This is a genomic window from Bhargavaea sp. GQ12 (assembly GCF_059758705.1).
Map to the genome: position 1 here is coordinate 15,581 of NZ_JCAXEU010000016.1, position 17,158 is coordinate 32,738.

Below are 17,158 nucleotides of genomic sequence, written 5' to 3' on the forward strand. Positions count from 1 at the left end.
GATGAAGCAACGCCCGCGGAACGCGAGGGCCTGAAACGAAAATCAACACGCTCCATACAGAGTTAATTAGAGAAAAGGGGGATTCCAAATGCTCAACTACGAAACCATCCAAGTCATCGACGAAAAGCCCGTACTCAGGGTGAACCTGAACCGGCCTGAAAAAGCCAACGCCATGAACGCGCAGATGAACAGCGAACTCAACGACGTCCTTACACGCGTGCGTCAGAATCACGAGTACCGGGTGATTGTCTTCACAGGAAACGGCCGGGTGTTCTCGGCCGGAGCTGACATGAAGGAAATGAGCGGGATCCTGAAAGACAATCCAAACGACACCACCTGGATCCGCGAAGACCAGCTGCAGCGTCATGAGTTCCTCCGCAAGTTCGACACCCTCGACCAGATCACCGTCGCGGCCATCAACGGCCCGATGCGCGGCGCCGGCATGGCGCTCGCGATGGTGTGCGACTTCAGCATCATGGCGGAAGAAGCGGACGGCGGCCTGCCGGAAATCGAGCGCGGACTGTTCTTCTCCGGAGGCGGCACGCCAAGGCTCGTGAATCTGGTGGGTCCATTGAAGGCGAAGGAACTCATCATGTTAGGAGAAACATTTACTGCAGAAGAAGCGGAGAAGATGGGCCTGGTGAACAAGGTTGTCCCGCTCGCGGAACTGGAAGCGGCAACCGACGAACTTGTCGGGAAGCTCACGGCGAAGTCATTCGCTCCGCTCCGCATTTCCAAGAAAATCGTCAACGCCGCCGTCCCGGCGATCGACCCGCTCCTGTACTACGACGCGGAACTCCAGGAAGCCGTCATGACGGCCGGCGGCACCGCCGACCAGATGGCCGGATTCGAAAAAGCGAAGAAATAAGGGGGAACGAACAATGAAAAAGAGCCTCCTCGGCGCCATGCTGCTGGCCCTGCTTGCCGTCCTTTCCGGATGCGCTTCGGCAAGCGGGAGCGGCAAGGCGGAATATGTGTATTCATTTAATATCCAGCCGGCGGCGACGCACAAGTTTCATACCGACGTCGTCGCCCCGTGGGCGGAATACGTGGAAGAACAGACCGACGGCCGCGTCAAGATCGAGATCTACAACAGTGGTGCACTCGGCAACCTTGCCACCGCCTATGAGGACATCGAAGGCGGCCTGTACGACATCGGCTACGTGAGCCCGAGTGCCTCCACAAGCACACCGGCGTATCCGCTGACGCTCGGCGACCTGCCGTTTGCGATCCTGGATCCGATGGACAGCCCGAAAGTCCTCCAGCCGTTTATCGATGAATTCATGCAGGACGAATTCGAAGACAGCATCCCGCTCGCCATCTCCGCAACGGATGCCTATCAGCTCATTACGACGGAGCCTGTTGAGAGCGTTGCTGATGTGAAAAACAAGAAAGTCATCGTCTCCGGAAAAGAGCGTGTTCAACTCATTGAACTGTGGGGCGGGGTGCCCGTCACCCTCGGCATCGAAGAAAACTACCAGGCGCTCGACCGCGGCACCGTCGACCAGACGACGTACACTGCGATCGGCACGAACGGCTTCCGCCTGTTCGAAGCGGCACCGTACATGACGAAAGTCGATATCGGAGCCACAACGCTCCTGTTCCTCATGAACGAGCGGGCACTCGACAAGCTGCCGGACGACCTCAAAAAGCAGTTTGAAGAAGACTTCGGACCGAAACTAAGCGAACTCAACTCGAAAATGTATTCCGAGGGCGCAGCCGACGCGATGGTCCAGTTTGAACAGGAAGTGGCGGACAAGGGCGGCCGCGTCATCGTGCCGGAAGGCGAGGCACTCGAAGAATTCCGCGCCCCAGCCGGACAGATCTGGGAAGAATGGGTGAAAAACGCCGAGAAAAAAGGCTACGATAACGCCCAGGAAATGATGGACTTCTTCACTAAAACGCTCGAAGAGCAGGGCATCGACAACCCGGTAGATTAATTGCATGAAAGACAGATATAGAAAGAGGGGGAAAGCATGGAGCTCCTGCAGAAACCGGTCCGTCTCCTGACGAACATCAACAAATGGATTGGCCTGATCGCACTCGGCCTGATGTTCCCGGCCGTGTTCGTCTTCGCCGTCGCGCGGACGACGGGCAACCCGATTGTCGGGGACATCGAACTTGTCCAGTTCGTGATGGTCGTGCTGATCATGGGCTCGCTGTCCCTCAGCGAAGCCACCAACACCCATATCTCGATCGGGCTTTTCGTGGACAAGTTCTCGCCCTCGATGCAGCGCGTGATGGACTTTATTGCCCATCTGCTTACACTGGCGTTCTGCCTGCTCGTCTGCTGGGCGTTTTTGTCCCACCTGAAAACCCAAACATCCGACCTGCTCGGCATCTCGTACGTCCCGTTCAAGCTGTTCGTCATCTTCGGCTTCCTCTCCTGGGGGCTCGAGGCGCTGCTCAAGCTGGTCGCGGACCTGAAGGGGGAGAAGACCATTGCCGACTGAAATCGTTGGACTCATCGTCATTCTGGGTGTCCTCTTCCTCATGTTCCTTCGGATCCCGATTGCGATTGCCATGGTCGTCCCGGCCGCACTGGGTATCATTTATCTAAGAGGAATCGACACGCTGCTCGCCGCGGTCAACAGCATCGTCTGGAGCCAGAGCTTCAGCTACACACTCAGCACCATTCCGCTGTTCGTTTTGATGGGACAGCTGCTGTTTGCCTCCGGCGTCACGAACAGCCTGTTTGAAACGTGCAAGCATTGGTTCGGCCACCTGAAAGGCGGCCTCGGTATCTCCACGATCGGTGCCTCCGCGCTGTTCGCCACAGCCGCAGGCTCCAGCGTCGCGACGACCGGTACGATGGGCGTCATTGCGACTGATGAAATGCGGAAGGGCGGCTACAGCAAAAGCCTCACCGGCGGCACGATTGTCGCGGGAGGCGCCCTGGGCATCCTGATTCCGCCGAGCACGACATTCATCGTTTACGCGATGATCACCGAACAATCCGTCGGCGCACTCTTCACTGCCGGCATCATCCCGGGAATCTTGCTCACGCTGTTCTTCATGCTCACCATCTGGCTCGCGGTTCTGATCAATCCGAAACTCGTCCAGACGGAAGAAGTGGAGAAATCCACATGGAAACAGCGGTTCGCCTCGCTGCCGAGTAACCTCTTGGTAGCTTTGCTGTTTGTCGTCGTCATGGGCGGCATCTACCTCGGGTGGTTCACCGCAACGGAAGCTGCCGGCGTCGGCGCACTCGGTGCCATGCTCATCGGTCTGATCAAGCGCACACTGACTCCGGCGAAATTCAAAGAAGCCATGGTCAGCACCCTGCAGACCACCGGCTTCATCTTCGCCATCATCATCGGCGCCTTTATCCTGAACTATGTACTCGTGCTGACCCGGTTCCCGAACATGCTCGCAGACGCCCTGCTTTCCGCGAACCTGTCCGATGCCATGATCTTTGCGCTGATCGTCCTGCTCTTTATTATTTTGGGGGCTTTGATGGACTCCCTCGCCATGATGGTCGTCACCATCCCAATCCTTATGCCCGTCTTGGCGGCGCTGGAATTTGATTTGGTATGGTTCGGCGTCATCATCGTATTGGTTGTCGAGATGGCCCTCATCTCACCGCCGATCGGCATGAACGTATTTGTATTGAAAGGCGTCACGAAAGAACTGGAACTCACGGATATCTTTAAGGGAGCATTCCTGTTCATGATCCCGATCCTGACGCTGATCATCCTAATCTATATCTTCCCTGAGATTGCCTTGTATCTGCCTCAGCAGATGGCGGGGTAGGGAGTGGAGCTGCCTGGAGAGAAATTCTCTCCGGGTGGTTTTTTTTTATGTGGGTGAGTGGTTATCTGGGAGGTGTAAGTGACTACCAACCACCTGCTGAATCCCCACCAAGCCACGCCCTAGCTACTACCAAGGGGGGCTGAGTTTCTACCAATTCCCTGGTGAATCACACGAATGTGGCCCATGGCTGCTTTTTTGCAAGCGACAATTAAGATGGCTTCTTTGTTGTGCCATATCGAATAATGAACAAAACATCAATTCTCCTCAATAAAATGCTCCTTTATCAATTCAATAAACGGATTTACAAGAGGCAGAGTCCTTTTCTTGCTATATGCAATAGAAATTGTTGTTGTAAAGCTTTTTTCTAATTCCTTGTAGACTATATTAGGGTTCCGTAGTGACTGTATAGACTTTGGGAGAAGTGCTATTCCCAATCCGGCTGCGACAAGAGCAACGCTAGTATTTAATTCTTGCGTTTCAAAAGATATTTTTGGAGTAATTCCGTAACTCTGCAAAAAACTAATTGTCGCGTCATAATATGCGGCCCCGACTTTTCTTGGAGTAATAATAAACGATTCATTTTTCAATAAATATGGATTTATGGCATCATCCGAACTTGCTAACCAATGATGTCTTGGAAGAACTGCTAGGAAGGTTTCATCATGTAGATCCACAAGTTCTAATGTCGTGCTCTCAACTGGAGAGACAAGTAATCCTACATCAATAGAACCAGAATTGAGCGCTTCCATTTGCTCGGAAGTTGTTAATTGTTTAAGGATGATATGAACTTTGGGATATGCGGCTTTATATATTCTTAGAATTTTTGGAAGCACATCAAAAGTAATAGACCCGGTAAAACCCAAAACCAGCTGTCCCATCTCTCCGTTCTGTACCCTAATCGCCTCTTCTGCTGAATAGCTGGCAAGACCTATGATTTCATAGCACCTTTCTAAAAAAGTCTGCCCAGCTTCAGTTAATTCTACTTTTCGCTGTGTTCTGTTTAATAAAGAAACCCCTAGGTATTCCTCTAGCTTTTTTACCTGCTGACTTAAAGGGGGTTGCGCCATTTGTAAACGCTCAGCCGCTTTTGTAAAACTCAACTCTTCTGCCACCGCAACAAAATAACGTAAATGCCTTAGTTCCATATAACCCTCCGTCTGCAAAACTGCACAAGCAAGTTTTATTTATATCGAAAAGATATAGGCAGAGTATTAAATATATATTATACATTCACTTAGAATATATTTATACTAAATTTACAGAATATTTGGAGGAGGTGCGAAATTGGGTTGGCTTACTGATATGTACGCCATTATCTTAGTAAGTTTAGTCAACATTGTTGCCGCAATCGTTTTAGGGGCTTATTGGCTGAAAAAAGGTAGATACCCGTGGGAGGCACAAGAGTAAAAACTGTGGGGAGGGAAAAGGATGGACTTTTGGGCCTTAGTTGCATTTTTTCTTGTAATTGCTCTTGTGGTCTTTGTATCTGTAAGGTCATTCACGAAAATTAAAGATACTACTTCTTTCTTCATTGCCGAAAGGAAAGCCCCTTGGTATTTGATCTTAGGATCTCTAATGGCTTCTACAATCAGTGGAGCGGCCTTTCTTGGAATGCAAGCTTCCTTTTATAACACAGGAGCCTCTGTATTTTGGATACTAGTTGGGTGTTCAGTAGGGTTTTTCATTATGTGTTTCTTCATCGGTCCCAAGCTTCGTCGGTTTGGTAAATTTACTATCCCGGAATACTTAGCCGAACGCTTTGATAGCCCACTACTAAGACCTGTATTCTCCATACTCATTACTGTGTGGATGGTTATTCTGATGGGGACCCTGTATGTGCAAGGAGGACTACTGTTTGAAAATATGTTCGGAATGAACTATTCAACAGGAGTTTTGATAATTGGGATTGTAACAGCTCTCCTTACAGTCATTGGAGGAATGTATGCTGTCCTTAATAGTGATTTTATCGCTATGTTCATCCTTCTTTTCGTCTCAATTATTATCTTCCCAATCATTATTCAAGCAGCAGGCGGATGGGGAGAAATTACTTCAACTGTAATTACTCAATCCCCTGAATACTTTACGAATACTAGTAACGTTGGTATCTTTGCCTCCATTTCTTGGGTGATCATTTGGAGTTTGGGATATCTTGGCCATCCCGGCTTCTTAACCCGTTTCTTTACTGCAAAAAATGAGCGAGAAATTATTAAAGCGGGTATCGGAATTTCAATATTGTATTTACCGTTTTGGATTCTCATATTTGCAACTGCCACAGCAGCGAAGATTTTATATCCAACAGTTGCTGATGCTGAGACCATTTGGATTATTTCACTGTTTGATCATGCGCCAGGATTCCTTGTTGGGCTCGGGATGGCTTCAATTTTCGTAGGGATCTTATCTTCTGTAAACACCTGGTTGCTAACTGCAGCGACAAGTTTGACCCGTGATATCTATAAAACTCTCATCAACAAAGATGCAACGGAACAACAAATCCTTAGGTATTCAAAGTATGTTGTTCTGCTTCTGGGGATTGTGGCTATTCCAATTGGGATTTGGAGACCAGGTTCTATTATTGAGATGATGAATATCTCCTATGCAATCGCCGGAAGTGCAGGCGGTCTGGTCATTCTATTGAGTATGTATTATCGGAACATGACCAAGCAGGCTGCATGGGCCGGTATAGTTTCAGGAGCAGTCATTGCAATCGGTTGGAGGCTTGGACAGATGATAGGCTTGGTTTCTTCTTCCATTGATCCTATCATCCCAACATTAGTTATATCTCTGACATTAATTATAGTAGTCAGTAAGCTTACGCAACCATCTGAGAAAGTCTTTACGATGTTTTCTCGATTACAGCAACACTAATTTAAATCTAATGAAGTAAAAAATGAGAGGATGAAGAATATTGAACGTACGCCCGGACATTTTCAGAGGTGCAGCTGTATTGGTAACCGAATGTGCAAAGGTAGAACCTGGAGAAGATGTATTGGTTATTACCGACACTGCGAGTCTTAAATATGGAGAAGCTATTATGGCAGCAGCTCTAACGGTTACAAAGAATGTTGATTTAATTGTTATGCCTGTCTACGGTAGGTTGCATGGACAAAATCCTAATAAGACTGTTGCAGAAGCAATGAAGGCCGCCGACGTGGTATTTATGCCAACAGTATGGTCGATGAGTCATACTCAGGCGCGTCGGGACGCTAGTCGTGCAGGAGTCCGCTGCCTCACAATACCTTCTGTCGATGATGAACTGTTTGCCAGAACCATGGTGGAAACGCCTTTCGGTGAGATTAAAGAAACAGTGATGATTGTAAACCAAATGCTTACAGAAGCTAATGAAGCAGAAGTTACGACTCCAGCTGGGACCAACTTATGGTTTAATTTGAAGGGGCGCTATAATATTGATCTGGAGCATGGTTGGTTGCATAAGGGCAAGAAGGAATACGCAGATAACTTTGCTGCACCGCCTTGCGTTGAAGCAAATATTGCTCCGCTGGAAGGCACAACTCAGGGGACAATTGTTGTTGATGCAGCTCATTCAGCGATTGGAATGGTAAGTGAACCTATTTATGTAACTGTGCAAGATGGTACCATTACTAAAATCGATGGCGGAAAAGAAGCGGCGTTACTGGAAACACGTATAGAAGAAGTTGGTGACCCTGGAATTAGGCAAGTCGCTGAGCTGGGAATTGGTTTGAATCCAAAAGCTAAACTGAGAGGTCAATTCATCGAAGATGAATCAATTTACGGAACTGGCCATGTGGGTATGGGCAATAATGAATCTACAATGGGGGGGGAACTTAAAGTAAATGGGCATTTCGATAATATCTTCTGGTTCCCGACAATTAAACTAGATGGCAAGGAAATTTTCCGAGATGGAAGAATTGTTTCTAAAGACATTCCAAAGTTATCAGGATATTATATCGACTCGGATAAAAATCAGCTGATTCATAACTGATAGGCAAATTGGGATAAAAAATATCAGGTCGCCTGGAATTTCCAAGCGACCTTTTTATATTGCGATAAACATTAAAGAAGACAGAAATAACATAATACATTGACACCTCTACTTCTGGTAAGCTACGCTTTTCCCAGAACGTCGTTCAAACAAAGGGGGAAACATCATGAATACGAGTCAAGAGTTCCTGACACCGCCGTCGATTGTCTATCTGCAGGGGGCGTTTCAGCAGGTGGGCAAGCAGGCGATGAACTTGAAGGGGAGCAAGTCACTGATCATTAGTGATACCATCATGGAAAAGCTCGGTTATATTGATGAGTGCCGGAAGCTGCTTCAAGAGGATGAAATTGAAAGCGCTATCTACTTGGGAGTGGCGTCGGAACCGACCGATGACTTTGTGGCGGAGGCGCTGCGTATCTTCGGAGAAGAGCGTTGCGACCTGATCATCTCCCTTGGGGGCGGGAGCTGCATCGATACGGCGAAGGCGGTGTCGATCTTGGCTACGAACGGTGGCTATATCGGGGACTATATGGGCGGCCGGAAACTGGCTGATCAGCGGCCGGTTCCGCACATCGCCATTCCGACTACTGCCGGAACGGGAGCCGAGGCGACGGACGCGACTGTCATTACCAACACCACGACCCAAGTAAAGATGATGATCAAGCAGCCCGCGCTCATGCCGGAGGCCGCGATTGTCGATCCGCTGATGACGCTTTCCACACCGGAAAAGGTGACCGCCGCAACGGGCGTCGATGCGCTCAGCCACGCCATCGAGGCGTACATCTCCAAGAAGGCCCATCCGATGACGGACATGCTGGCCCTTTCCGCCATCCGTCTGATCGCGGCCAATCTACAGCGAGCTTACGACAACTCGGAAGACCTTGAAGCGAAAGAAGCGATGTCGCTGGCGGCATTGCAGGCGGGCATGGCCTTCTCGAACGCTTCCGTCTGCCTGGTCCACGGCATGTCCCGCCCGATCGGCGCGCTGTTCCATGTCCCGCACGGCTTCTCCAATGCGATGCTGCTGCCGGCGGTCCTGGAATACAGCAAGGACGCCTGCGTGGAGCGGCTGGCGGACATCGGCCGGATCTTCTCTCCGAATGAAGAAATGACGGATGAAGAAGCCGCGGAACGGACTGTGCAGGCTGTGAAAGAACTCTGCCATTCATTGAACATCCCGAACCTTAAGGAATGGGGCATCGATGAAGTGGAATTCATGAACGCCAGAGAAAAGATGGCCAAAGATGCCCTGGACAGCGGCAGCCCCGGGAACAACCCGAAGGTGCCGACTGGTGAGGAAATCATGGAGCTTTATCAGATCGTCTATAATTACCAGGCGGTTGAGCGAGTGAATCAGTAAGTGAAATGGAGAGACCCGACAGGCGGTTGCTTGTCGGGTCTTTAAGTTTAGAGCGGTGTTTATGGATGGGGTGATGGGAAGGCATAGGAGAGTAAGAAGAAATAGCTAAATGCTCTGCTCGAAGAGGATACTCTTCAAGCTTTTTTTATTGTATGGTTCTGTCACCGAAATGCCAGAGTTATTTACGTGACTATGACTTATTTCATGGTATGATTATCCTGTTATACATCCTAGTTTATCCAATTTATATGCTCCAACGAAAATATATGGCTGGTGAGAGAACAGATGGTTAAACGGTCAAAGAGATTATTTATTTTAATGCTTACTTTGATGCTGCTCTTTATAACGGTTCCTTTCTCTTTAGATCCAAACCGAGACAACCAAGTCCAAGCAGCGGGATTGCTGGATTTGGCATTGCTAAGTGGGCAAGATTTAGATGCGTCTTATAACGCTACAACGAATGAGCTTCGCTTAAGGATCAGCGGTCTCGTCCTTTTGAATCTCGGTGCCCTGACAGAGCAGCATTTTTATTATCGGTTCCCGACAGAGTTCAGAGACATCATGGAACTGCCGAATTTTAAAGAGGCTACGCGGGTCGAATTCAGGCAGAATCTGCTGTTGGGTTTGGTCCCTATAGCGTTCGGTACACTCAAAGGGGACGACTTAACGGTTACTCCTGAACACACAACGATAGAGGCCGCAAGGTTTGCAGCTCTGGATGTTAGTGTTGCATCGAATCTGAGAGCCGACCTGATCATCGATCTGGACGTAATGGGTATTTCCCTTCCTGAAGCTCCCAGCGGTACTCATCGATTCTTTGCCTATGCTACGAAATCTCCACTGGTCAATTTATCGCTACTTGGCATAGAGGGGGCAAGCGACTTTATTTCCATGATTCAAAATGACGACTTAACAGCTAATCCGGTCACTGATAAGGACTCTGTTGTGACAGGCATCAAGAAGCGGAGCACCGCAACAAGTGTGCGTGTGTTCCGCGGTGGAACTGAGCTGGGAAGAATGGACGTCGGGCTGGGTTCGAATAAACCTTATTCAGTGCCGATCCCCGTTCAATCTGCAGGCACAGTTTTGACGGTCCAGGCTTACAACGGATTAGGAGTTAAATCCGGTGATGCGCTAACACTGATTGTTCAGGATGCGACCGCTCCCGATGTGCCGCTCGTTAATCCAGTGACTGATCAGGATGCTGTTTTAACCGGCACAGGTGAAGCGGGAACTCAAATTGAAGTTGCTTCTTCTAAAGGGGAAGTATGGACGGGAACAGTAGCGGCCGACGGCACCTTTTCAGTCGCGATATCTGCCCAGAAAGCTGATACTGTTCTGGCGGTTACATTGACGGATGCAGCCGGTAATGAGAGTGAGCCTGCAAGTGTCATCGTAATGGATACCACTCCGCCAGAAGCTCCACTATTGAACGATTTGACTGATGAGGAAACCGAAGTTTCCGGTACCGGTGAACCCTATGCAACTGTAAAGGTATCCATCTCAGAAGAACTCTTCACTGGATCGGTAAATGAAGACGGTACCTTCTCGGTGGCCATTCCGTATCAGGTACCCGGTACGGAGATCGTGGTTACATTAACCGATGCAGCCGGCAATGAGAGTCTTCCGACGACTGTCATTGTGAAAAATAGTGATGTGACGGCCCCTGAAGCCCCATTTGTCAACAGTCTTAATGACAGGCATGAGAAAGTTACCGGAACTGGAGAGCCGGGCGCGGCCGTTGTGGTGGCTATTGGCAGTGAAGCGTACCAAGGTAAAGTTAATGATGATGGTATTTTCTCCGTGGAGATTCCAAGGCAGGAACCTGACACCGTGATATCAGTTGTTCTGATCGACGGAGCGGGTAATATGAGTGAGGCAACTGAAGTTACGGTCATCGAAGCAACTATCTCTTTCTACCATGTACCAGAGAATCTTGCTTTTAAACCGACCGTTATAGAGCCTGGAGTCATAAGGGTTCCTAGAAATGATCCAGAATGGTCACTGACTATTATTGATACAAGGGGACCGGGCAGCGGTTTCCGTGTTTTGGCTGAAGCGGAACAACCACTGACAACGATTGATGGCACTCATCGTTTACCTGATTCACTTGTATTTGTAGATGAAAACAACAATAGTTTTCCATTAACAAATGGTCCTATTGAAGTTTATTCCGGAAATACAGACCAACAGCAGATGACTTCAATTAAGTGGTCGGAGGACCAAGGACCGCTGATTGAAGTTAATGCCGGAAACGCACGCGCCAAATCATATGAAACAACAATCACTTGGACATTGGTGGATGCGCCGTGAGATAAAAGACTCATTTTAAATGTCGAAAATTAGACTAAAAGAATCATTTATTATGTGGATTTTGGTAAAATAATCCGTTAATATAGTAGTGAGAAATGGTTAATAAAAACAGTAGTGCTTCTGATATACGAGAGTTAACCGTTCCAAAAGTTAAAGAGGGAGAGTTCAATCATGAAAGTATATAAAAAAGTATCATTGTCCGTATTAAGTCTTCTTGCAGCTTTTTCGATTACATCAAGTGTAAGTGCTGCGACATCCAATGCTACGATCACTTTTACTCCAGGGGCTGGAGCACCAGAGGTTCTTGACCCGGAAAACCCAGAAAACCCTTATGAACCAACCGACCCGACAGATACAGGCACTGGAGAAACAGGGCCCCTTACTCTCGATTATGTTTCTTCCATCAACTTTGGGGAAAATGAAATTAAAACGACCGCTCAAAAATATCAATCTTCGACTTTGCGCCCGTTTATCCAAGTTACAGACAGACGGGGCACTGGTGAGGGCTGGAACGTGACTGCGCAGATGAGTAACTTTACTTTTGAAGAGCAAGTAACGCTGCCAGGTTCGTTGTTGACTCTTTCAAATGGTAGTGTCATTTCGACAAGTAAAAGTGACGCACCTGTTCCGAATAATCCGGTTGAATTGAATCCGGGCGGGGCCGAGGTAAAGATTGTCACTGCTGATCAAAATGCAGGTCTCGGCTCTTGGATCACCCGATGGCTGGCGGGAAATACAGAGTCCAATGAGAATGTGACTTTGGAAGTCCCGGCGGGCATGGCGACACAGGGGAACCATACTGCTGTGATCACTTGGACATTGACTGCGGGACCTGGCCAGTAAATACAATAAGCCAATCATTATCCTCCCAAGTCTGTCTTTTGATAGATGGGAGGATTTATTGTCGTTTTCGAAAATGATGAGAGGAGAGTGAATGATGTTCAAGCGAATATCAGGCATCCTGCTTTTACTAATCCTATATGTCACGATGAGCCCGATTATGGTGGTCTCTGCAGACGAACCCGTCGGCTACTCTGTTAAAGCAGAACTGCCGGATAATCAAGTTAATCAAAATGTATCCTATTTTGATCTCCGTGTAGAACCAAACCAGGAACAGGAATTGAAGGTCACCATCTATAATCATGAAGATCAGGAGATTACCGTACGTACTGCAGTGAGAAATGCTTCGACAAATAGCAATGGCTTAATTGTCTACGAAGAACAGGATGAACTAGATCCAAGCCTGGAGCAGCCGATCACCGAATTGGTTTCTTTGGAAAAAGACGAAATTTCGGTGCCCGCGTCCGGCTCAGAAACCCTTACTGCTACATTGAAAGTTCCAGGTTCGCCATTTGATGGAGTGAAACTTGGTGGACTCCATTTTGAAAAGGTGCCAGAGGAACTGTCGAATGGAGAAGGGGTGCAAATCCAAAACAAATATGCTTATATCATCGGGCTCCAGATTTCCGGAAATGATGAAGAAGTGGCCCCTGAACTCAATTTGACTTCGATTGAACCGGGATTGGTTAATCACCGAACTGCGGTGGTGACAAACATTCAAAACAGCCAGCCGGTGATCGTGGATAACCTTTCTATCGAGGCGAAAGTCTATGTAGAAGGAGATTCAGCAGCGATCAAAGAGAAAAACCAGGAAAACATGAACATGGCCCCAAACTCAGCCATGGATTATGTTATTGACTGGAATAACGAACCGCTCCAAGCAGGAAACTATCTATTGGAAATGACTGCATCTGACGGAGATCATGAATGGCAATGGCAGGAGAAATTCTCAATAAGTGAATCTGATGAAGCCCTCAACGAAAGTGCCGTAGAATTGGAAGACGAGAATACTAACACGGTTTGGTATATTGTTGGTATTGTAGTGCTCCTAATTATTATCCTTTCGTTGGTTGTTTATATTCGGAAGTTGAAGCGCGGCAATAACGAGTAGAAAATATTCGCTCTGATTTCTCGAGTAAGTGAAAGAAAATATGGAAGTATGATCATCCCGATAAATCCTATTAATAAAAACCCTTTTGGATCTCACAAAAGGGTTTTTGTCTGCGGTCTCTGAAAAGTGAATCGCTACCAATCGCCCGCGAATCACAACCTCCACCTATCTGAACTCCCACCATCCAGGCCTGAGATACAACGAACGCCACCTGAGTTCTTACCAAACCAAAAAAGCCGGCAATCCTCCATAAAAGAGGGTTGCCGGCTTCTTTCAGACATTCGCCAGATCGACTTCGAATTCGGTTCCCCAGGCGCTGAGGCCGTCCCATACCCGTGGCTTGAGCGGGAGGAATTCGTGCCATGGGCGGGGTTCGTAGATTCCGAGTTCCGGCACATAGACGTCCATGTCGGTGAACAGTTCGACGACATTGCCGTCGGGGTCATAGTGATAGGTGGCGATGTTATGGCCGGAGGTGTGGCGGGACGGGCCCCAGATGACGGGGTGGCCGTGTTTGGCAAGCAAGTCACTGCTGATGGTGTGGTGGCTGGCGTCTTTGAGTTGGAACGCGATATGGTGCAGCGTCTGGCTTTTGGTTTCGGATGCGACGATGTTGATGACGTGGTGGTCGGTGTTGCAGGTGAGGAAGTTGGCGAAGTCTTCGCCGATCTGGTCGCTGAACATGAATCCGAGTGCGTCCTCGTAGAACTTGATGACATTCTTGAAGTCTTTGGCGTAGAAGGCGAGGTGGCCGAGTTTCTGCGGGACGATGCCCGATTGGCCGAAGCCTGGTGCAGGATGCTCGATTTCATTGAAGATGTGGACGGTGTTGCCGTCCGGGTCATGGAGTTCGACCAGTTCGGAAACGCCCGGGATAGCGTCCGTTTTCACGATAGAAGAGATCCCGATTTCTTTGAGTTCGGCCTGGACTTCTTCGTGTGTCAGCTTTCCGTCCAGCTGGTAGCCGTAGCTCAGGACTTTTTTCTCCAGGGCAGGGGTGATGATGATGTTGTGGTGGTCGAAGCCGTTGCTCAGATAAATGACGCCACTTTCTTCCTTCGTCAGGATGTAACCCATCGTTCGGATATAGTAATCCTTCAACTTTTCAGCGTTTGGGGAAGCAAAGTTCACATACACCAGCCGGAATGCTTTCACGTTTGTCATTTTCATCTACCTCCTGATTTATCGGGCATTCGCCAAGTTGGACTGTCGGGTAAGCTGATCGGAAAGGCCTTGGATCAATGCTGGCAGTTCTTCTTTCTGTGCTCGGACACCGTAAATGTAGAAATCCGGGCGGAACAGGGCGATTTCAGCGCCATTGCTTCGGAAGAATTCTTCGTACGTTCCTTCTGTATCAATCACTGCAGCCGGTTCAGGCTGATCTTTCGGGACGACTTTGGCAAACACCGCCCCGATGTCCTCAAGCATCTGAATCTGCTGATCATCCAGCAGTTCTTTCGGATCATGGTTCCATCCCATGAGCACCCAGCCTTTGCCGACGACGTCATCGAACAATCCGCTGGTGCCGTTGTATTGGACCATTCCTTGAGGGGAAAGATGCCCGGTCAATCCGACCTCTTTTTCGCTTCCGCTCCTATCGAATACACCTTCTGTGAGCGTCGGGAAAGCGGGGAACGGAGGGAAGTTTCCGCTCAGGAACTGTTCATCCCGCTGTTTAGCACGTTCCACATCCGTGGTGCAGATGATTTTCCCGAGGTAAATGGCAGCCTCGATCAGCTTTTCCATATGGGGTTTGCGCTCTTCAGTGTATGTGTCGAGAATCGACTCGTCGGTGGTGCCTTTCAGAAGCAGATCCATCTTCCAGGCCAGATTGGCGGCGTCCCGGATACCGGATGACATGCCCTGTCCCATGAAAGGCGGGGTGAGGTGAGCGGCGTCCCCGGCCAAAAACAGCCGGTTTTTGCGCCATTGATCGACCCACTTGGCCTTGAATGTATAGACCGCATGACGTTCCATCTTTGCATTTCCAGGATGGATGCCCCACGACTTCAGGAGATTCCATGCGACCTCTTCGCTTTTAAACTCTTCCTTGGTTTCTCCGGGAAGGAGCATGAATTCCCAGCGCCTTCTGCCGGGCCCGCCGGACACGCAGGTGGTCGGCCGCTTCGGGTCACAGACCTGCAGGTTCATCGGCTTGAATTCCATATCTTCTGTCGGGATGATGTCCACAATGAGGAAGTCATTGTAGAATCCGAGATCAGTGATGGTGTGCTCCATGTTGTCACGGACAAAGCTGTTCGCGCCGTCACAGCCGATGACATACTTGGCGGCCGTATTGATCACTTCACCATTGATGGACTTGAACAAGACATTGACCTGATCTTCGTGCTCATCGAGATGAATCGCGTTGTAGCCGAGATTGATATTAACTGAAGGCAGGCTTTCACAGGCTTCATTCATGATCGTTTCCAGTTCGGCCTGGTTGAACAGCATGTCAGCCGGCCAGCCGGAGATGCCGTCCTGCGACCAGTCGATTTCGAGGAGGGGAACCCGGTCGGCGTTGCACCAGACGTAGTTGTCAGGCACCTTTACTGAAATCCTCTGAATGTCCTCGACAGGGCAAATTTTCTGAAGCAGGCGAGTAATTTCGTGGTCATATTTCACCGCCCGGGGCAGGCCATACGGACGGTCATACCGCTCGAAAACACCGACTTTCCAGCCTTTCTGCCCAAGCAGGGCGGAAACCATTTTGCCGACCGGGCCGTAGCCGATCACAATCACGTCATAAGCGTGTGTATTCGTCATGTTTAACCTCCATCTTCATGTGAGTGTAAGCGCATACAATTCAGCCGTGGGTGCAGGGCACCCGATTGATTTATGCCTTGGAAGAGACGAGAGCGGGTGCCTGTACCTTGTTTTTCTGTTCGCCGAGATCGATTTTTCCGTCGGCGCTCTTGATGCTAGTGCGGATCACATCGCCGTCTTTCAGGTAGCGGTTGCTTTTGCTTTGCGCTTCAACAAGCACTTCCAATCGGTGGTTGGCATCGATGGTCGGATTGGAGACGGTGGCCAGAAGCTCAGGCGTCAGGTTAAGCGCCACGCCGCCTGTTGTACCGGAAAGGATCATGTCGCCTTTATCAAAGTCCATGACGCCGGACAGTTCAGCGATCGTTTCGGAAGGCTTGAACAACAGTTGTTCCGTGTTGGCTTCCTGTCGGATTTCGTCATTTACCCACAGCTTGAGTTCCAGGTTGTGGATGTTCGGAATGTCTTCCTTGTCCAGCAGGTAAAGATATGGTCCGGTAGGGCAGAACGTGCGGTAGCTTTTGCCTTTTAGCCACTGGCCCTGGACAAGCTGGACGTCCCGCGCGGAAATATCGTTGGCAACGACGAGGCCTGCCAGATATTCATGCAGGTTGTCGTCTGTGACTGCCGTTTCTTCCGTGATGTCCTTGCCGATCACGAGTCCGAGTTCGATTTCATAATCGAGGAGCTTAACGTGTTCAGGGCTCACGACTGTGTCATAGGCACCGGTGAGGGAACTGTTCGCCTTGCCGAAAATCATGTTGAACGGCGGACGTTTGGCTTCCATGCCGGCTTCTGCGCGGTGCGTGGAATAGTTGGCCCCCTGGCAAACGATTTTCGCCGGCTTGGTGACTGGGCTCAGGAGGGTGACTTCGGAAAGTGCCACTGTTTGGAGCGTGTCGTTGTTAAGCGCTTCTCTTGCTTCTGCTTGTCCATTCTCAAGGAATTCGGCAAGCGTTTTGGCACTGTTGTTCAGGACCTTTACGTTCTCCCCGTCAACGACGCCCCATTTGTTTGTCCCCTGATGTTCAAAACGTACAAGTTTGATCCCCAT

14 protein-coding genes are annotated in these 17,158 nt (G+C 49.3%); 10 read left to right on the forward strand and 4 right to left on the reverse strand.

The features are described from left to right. Positions 1 to 88: 88 nt before the first annotated feature. Genes AC6CHQ_RS13015 through AC6CHQ_RS13030 form a run of 4 tightly spaced genes read left to right on the forward strand, consistent with a single transcriptional unit; the run spans position 89 to position 3,753 of the window. Positions 89 to 868: an enoyl-CoA hydratase/isomerase family protein gene (locus tag AC6CHQ_RS13015; RefSeq protein WP_498081716.1), complete on the forward strand. Its 780-nt coding sequence runs from the start codon at positions 89 to 91 to the stop codon at positions 866 to 868. A gap of 13 nt (positions 869 to 881) precedes the next feature. After that, positions 882 to 1,940, forward strand: coding sequence for a TRAP transporter substrate-binding protein DctP (gene dctP / locus AC6CHQ_RS13020; protein ID WP_498081717.1), 1,059 nt, complete (start codon positions 882 to 884; stop codon positions 1,938 to 1,940). A gap of 36 nt (positions 1,941 to 1,976) precedes the next feature. Next, on the forward strand, positions 1,977 to 2,453 hold the full coding sequence (locus AC6CHQ_RS13025; RefSeq protein ID WP_498081718.1) for a TRAP transporter small permease: 477 nt from the start codon (positions 1,977 to 1,979) through the stop codon (positions 2,451 to 2,453). Beyond that, positions 2,443 to 3,753, forward strand: coding sequence for a TRAP transporter large permease (locus AC6CHQ_RS13030; RefSeq protein ID WP_498081719.1), 1,311 nt, complete (start codon positions 2,443 to 2,445; stop codon positions 3,751 to 3,753). Before AC6CHQ_RS13025 ends, AC6CHQ_RS13030 begins: the two co-directional genes overlap by 11 nt. A 254-nt stretch (positions 3,754 to 4,007) precedes the next feature. Here AC6CHQ_RS13030 and AC6CHQ_RS13035 read toward each other — a convergent pair whose 3' ends face one another. Beyond that, positions 4,008 to 4,898 (reverse strand): LysR family transcriptional regulator, encoded by an 891-nt coding sequence (locus AC6CHQ_RS13035; RefSeq protein ID WP_498081720.1) that lies wholly within the window; start codon positions 4,896 to 4,898, stop codon positions 4,008 to 4,010. A gap of 283 nt (positions 4,899 to 5,181) precedes the next feature. Here AC6CHQ_RS13035 and AC6CHQ_RS13040 point away from each other — a divergent pair, with 283 nt between their 5' ends. The 6 genes from AC6CHQ_RS13040 (at position 5,182) to AC6CHQ_RS13065 (ending at position 13,338) form a co-directional block, all read left to right on the forward strand. Then, positions 5,182 to 6,618: a sodium:solute symporter family protein gene (locus AC6CHQ_RS13040; protein WP_498081721.1), complete on the forward strand. Its 1,437-nt coding sequence runs from the start codon at positions 5,182 to 5,184 to the stop codon at positions 6,616 to 6,618. 40 nt (positions 6,619 to 6,658) lie between these two features. Beyond that, a complete protein-coding gene (locus AC6CHQ_RS13045; protein ID WP_498081722.1) occupies positions 6,659 to 7,714 on the forward strand; it encodes an aminopeptidase in 1,056 nt (351 codons plus the stop codon). A gap of 166 nt (positions 7,715 to 7,880) precedes the next feature. Beyond that, on the forward strand, positions 7,881 to 9,074 hold the full coding sequence (locus AC6CHQ_RS13050) for an iron-containing alcohol dehydrogenase (protein WP_498081723.1): 1,194 nt from the start codon (positions 7,881 to 7,883) through the stop codon (positions 9,072 to 9,074). 285 nt (positions 9,075 to 9,359) lie between these two features. Further along, positions 9,360 to 11,387 carry an Ig-like domain-containing protein gene (locus AC6CHQ_RS13055; protein ID WP_498081724.1) on the forward strand — a complete coding sequence of 676 codons (2,028 nt, stop codon included), beginning with the start codon at positions 9,360 to 9,362 and terminating at the stop codon, positions 11,385 to 11,387. A 171-nt stretch (positions 11,388 to 11,558) separates the two neighbouring features. After that, positions 11,559 to 12,230, forward strand: a complete 672-nt coding sequence (locus tag AC6CHQ_RS13060) for a WxL domain-containing protein (RefSeq protein WP_498081725.1) — start codon at positions 11,559 to 11,561, stop codon at positions 12,228 to 12,230. Between the two features lie 94 nt (positions 12,231 to 12,324). Continuing rightward, positions 12,325 to 13,338, forward strand: a complete 1,014-nt coding sequence (locus AC6CHQ_RS13065) for a WxLIP family cell surface protein (protein WP_498081726.1) — start codon at positions 12,325 to 12,327, stop codon at positions 13,336 to 13,338. Positions 13,339 to 13,611: 273 nt separating this feature from the next. On the opposite strand, the gene AC6CHQ_RS13070 is transcribed toward AC6CHQ_RS13065, so the two are convergent. The 3 genes from AC6CHQ_RS13070 to AC6CHQ_RS13080 all read right to left on the reverse strand — a co-directional run bounded on the left by AC6CHQ_RS13070 (position 13,612) and on the right by AC6CHQ_RS13080 (position 17,158). Next, positions 13,612 to 14,502: a VOC family protein gene (locus tag AC6CHQ_RS13070; protein ID WP_498081727.1), complete on the reverse strand. Its 891-nt coding sequence runs from the start codon at positions 14,500 to 14,502 to the stop codon at positions 13,612 to 13,614. 18 nt (positions 14,503 to 14,520) lie between these two features. Then, positions 14,521 to 16,104 (reverse strand): bifunctional 3-(3-hydroxy-phenyl)propionate/3-hydroxycinnamic acid hydroxylase MhpA, encoded by a 1,584-nt coding sequence (gene mhpA / locus AC6CHQ_RS13075; RefSeq protein ID WP_498081728.1) that lies wholly within the window; start codon positions 16,102 to 16,104, stop codon positions 14,521 to 14,523. Between the two features lie 70 nt (positions 16,105 to 16,174). Beyond that, positions 16,175 to 17,158, reverse strand: coding sequence for a fumarylacetoacetate hydrolase family protein (locus AC6CHQ_RS13080; protein WP_498081729.1), 984 nt, complete (start codon positions 17,156 to 17,158; stop codon positions 16,175 to 16,177).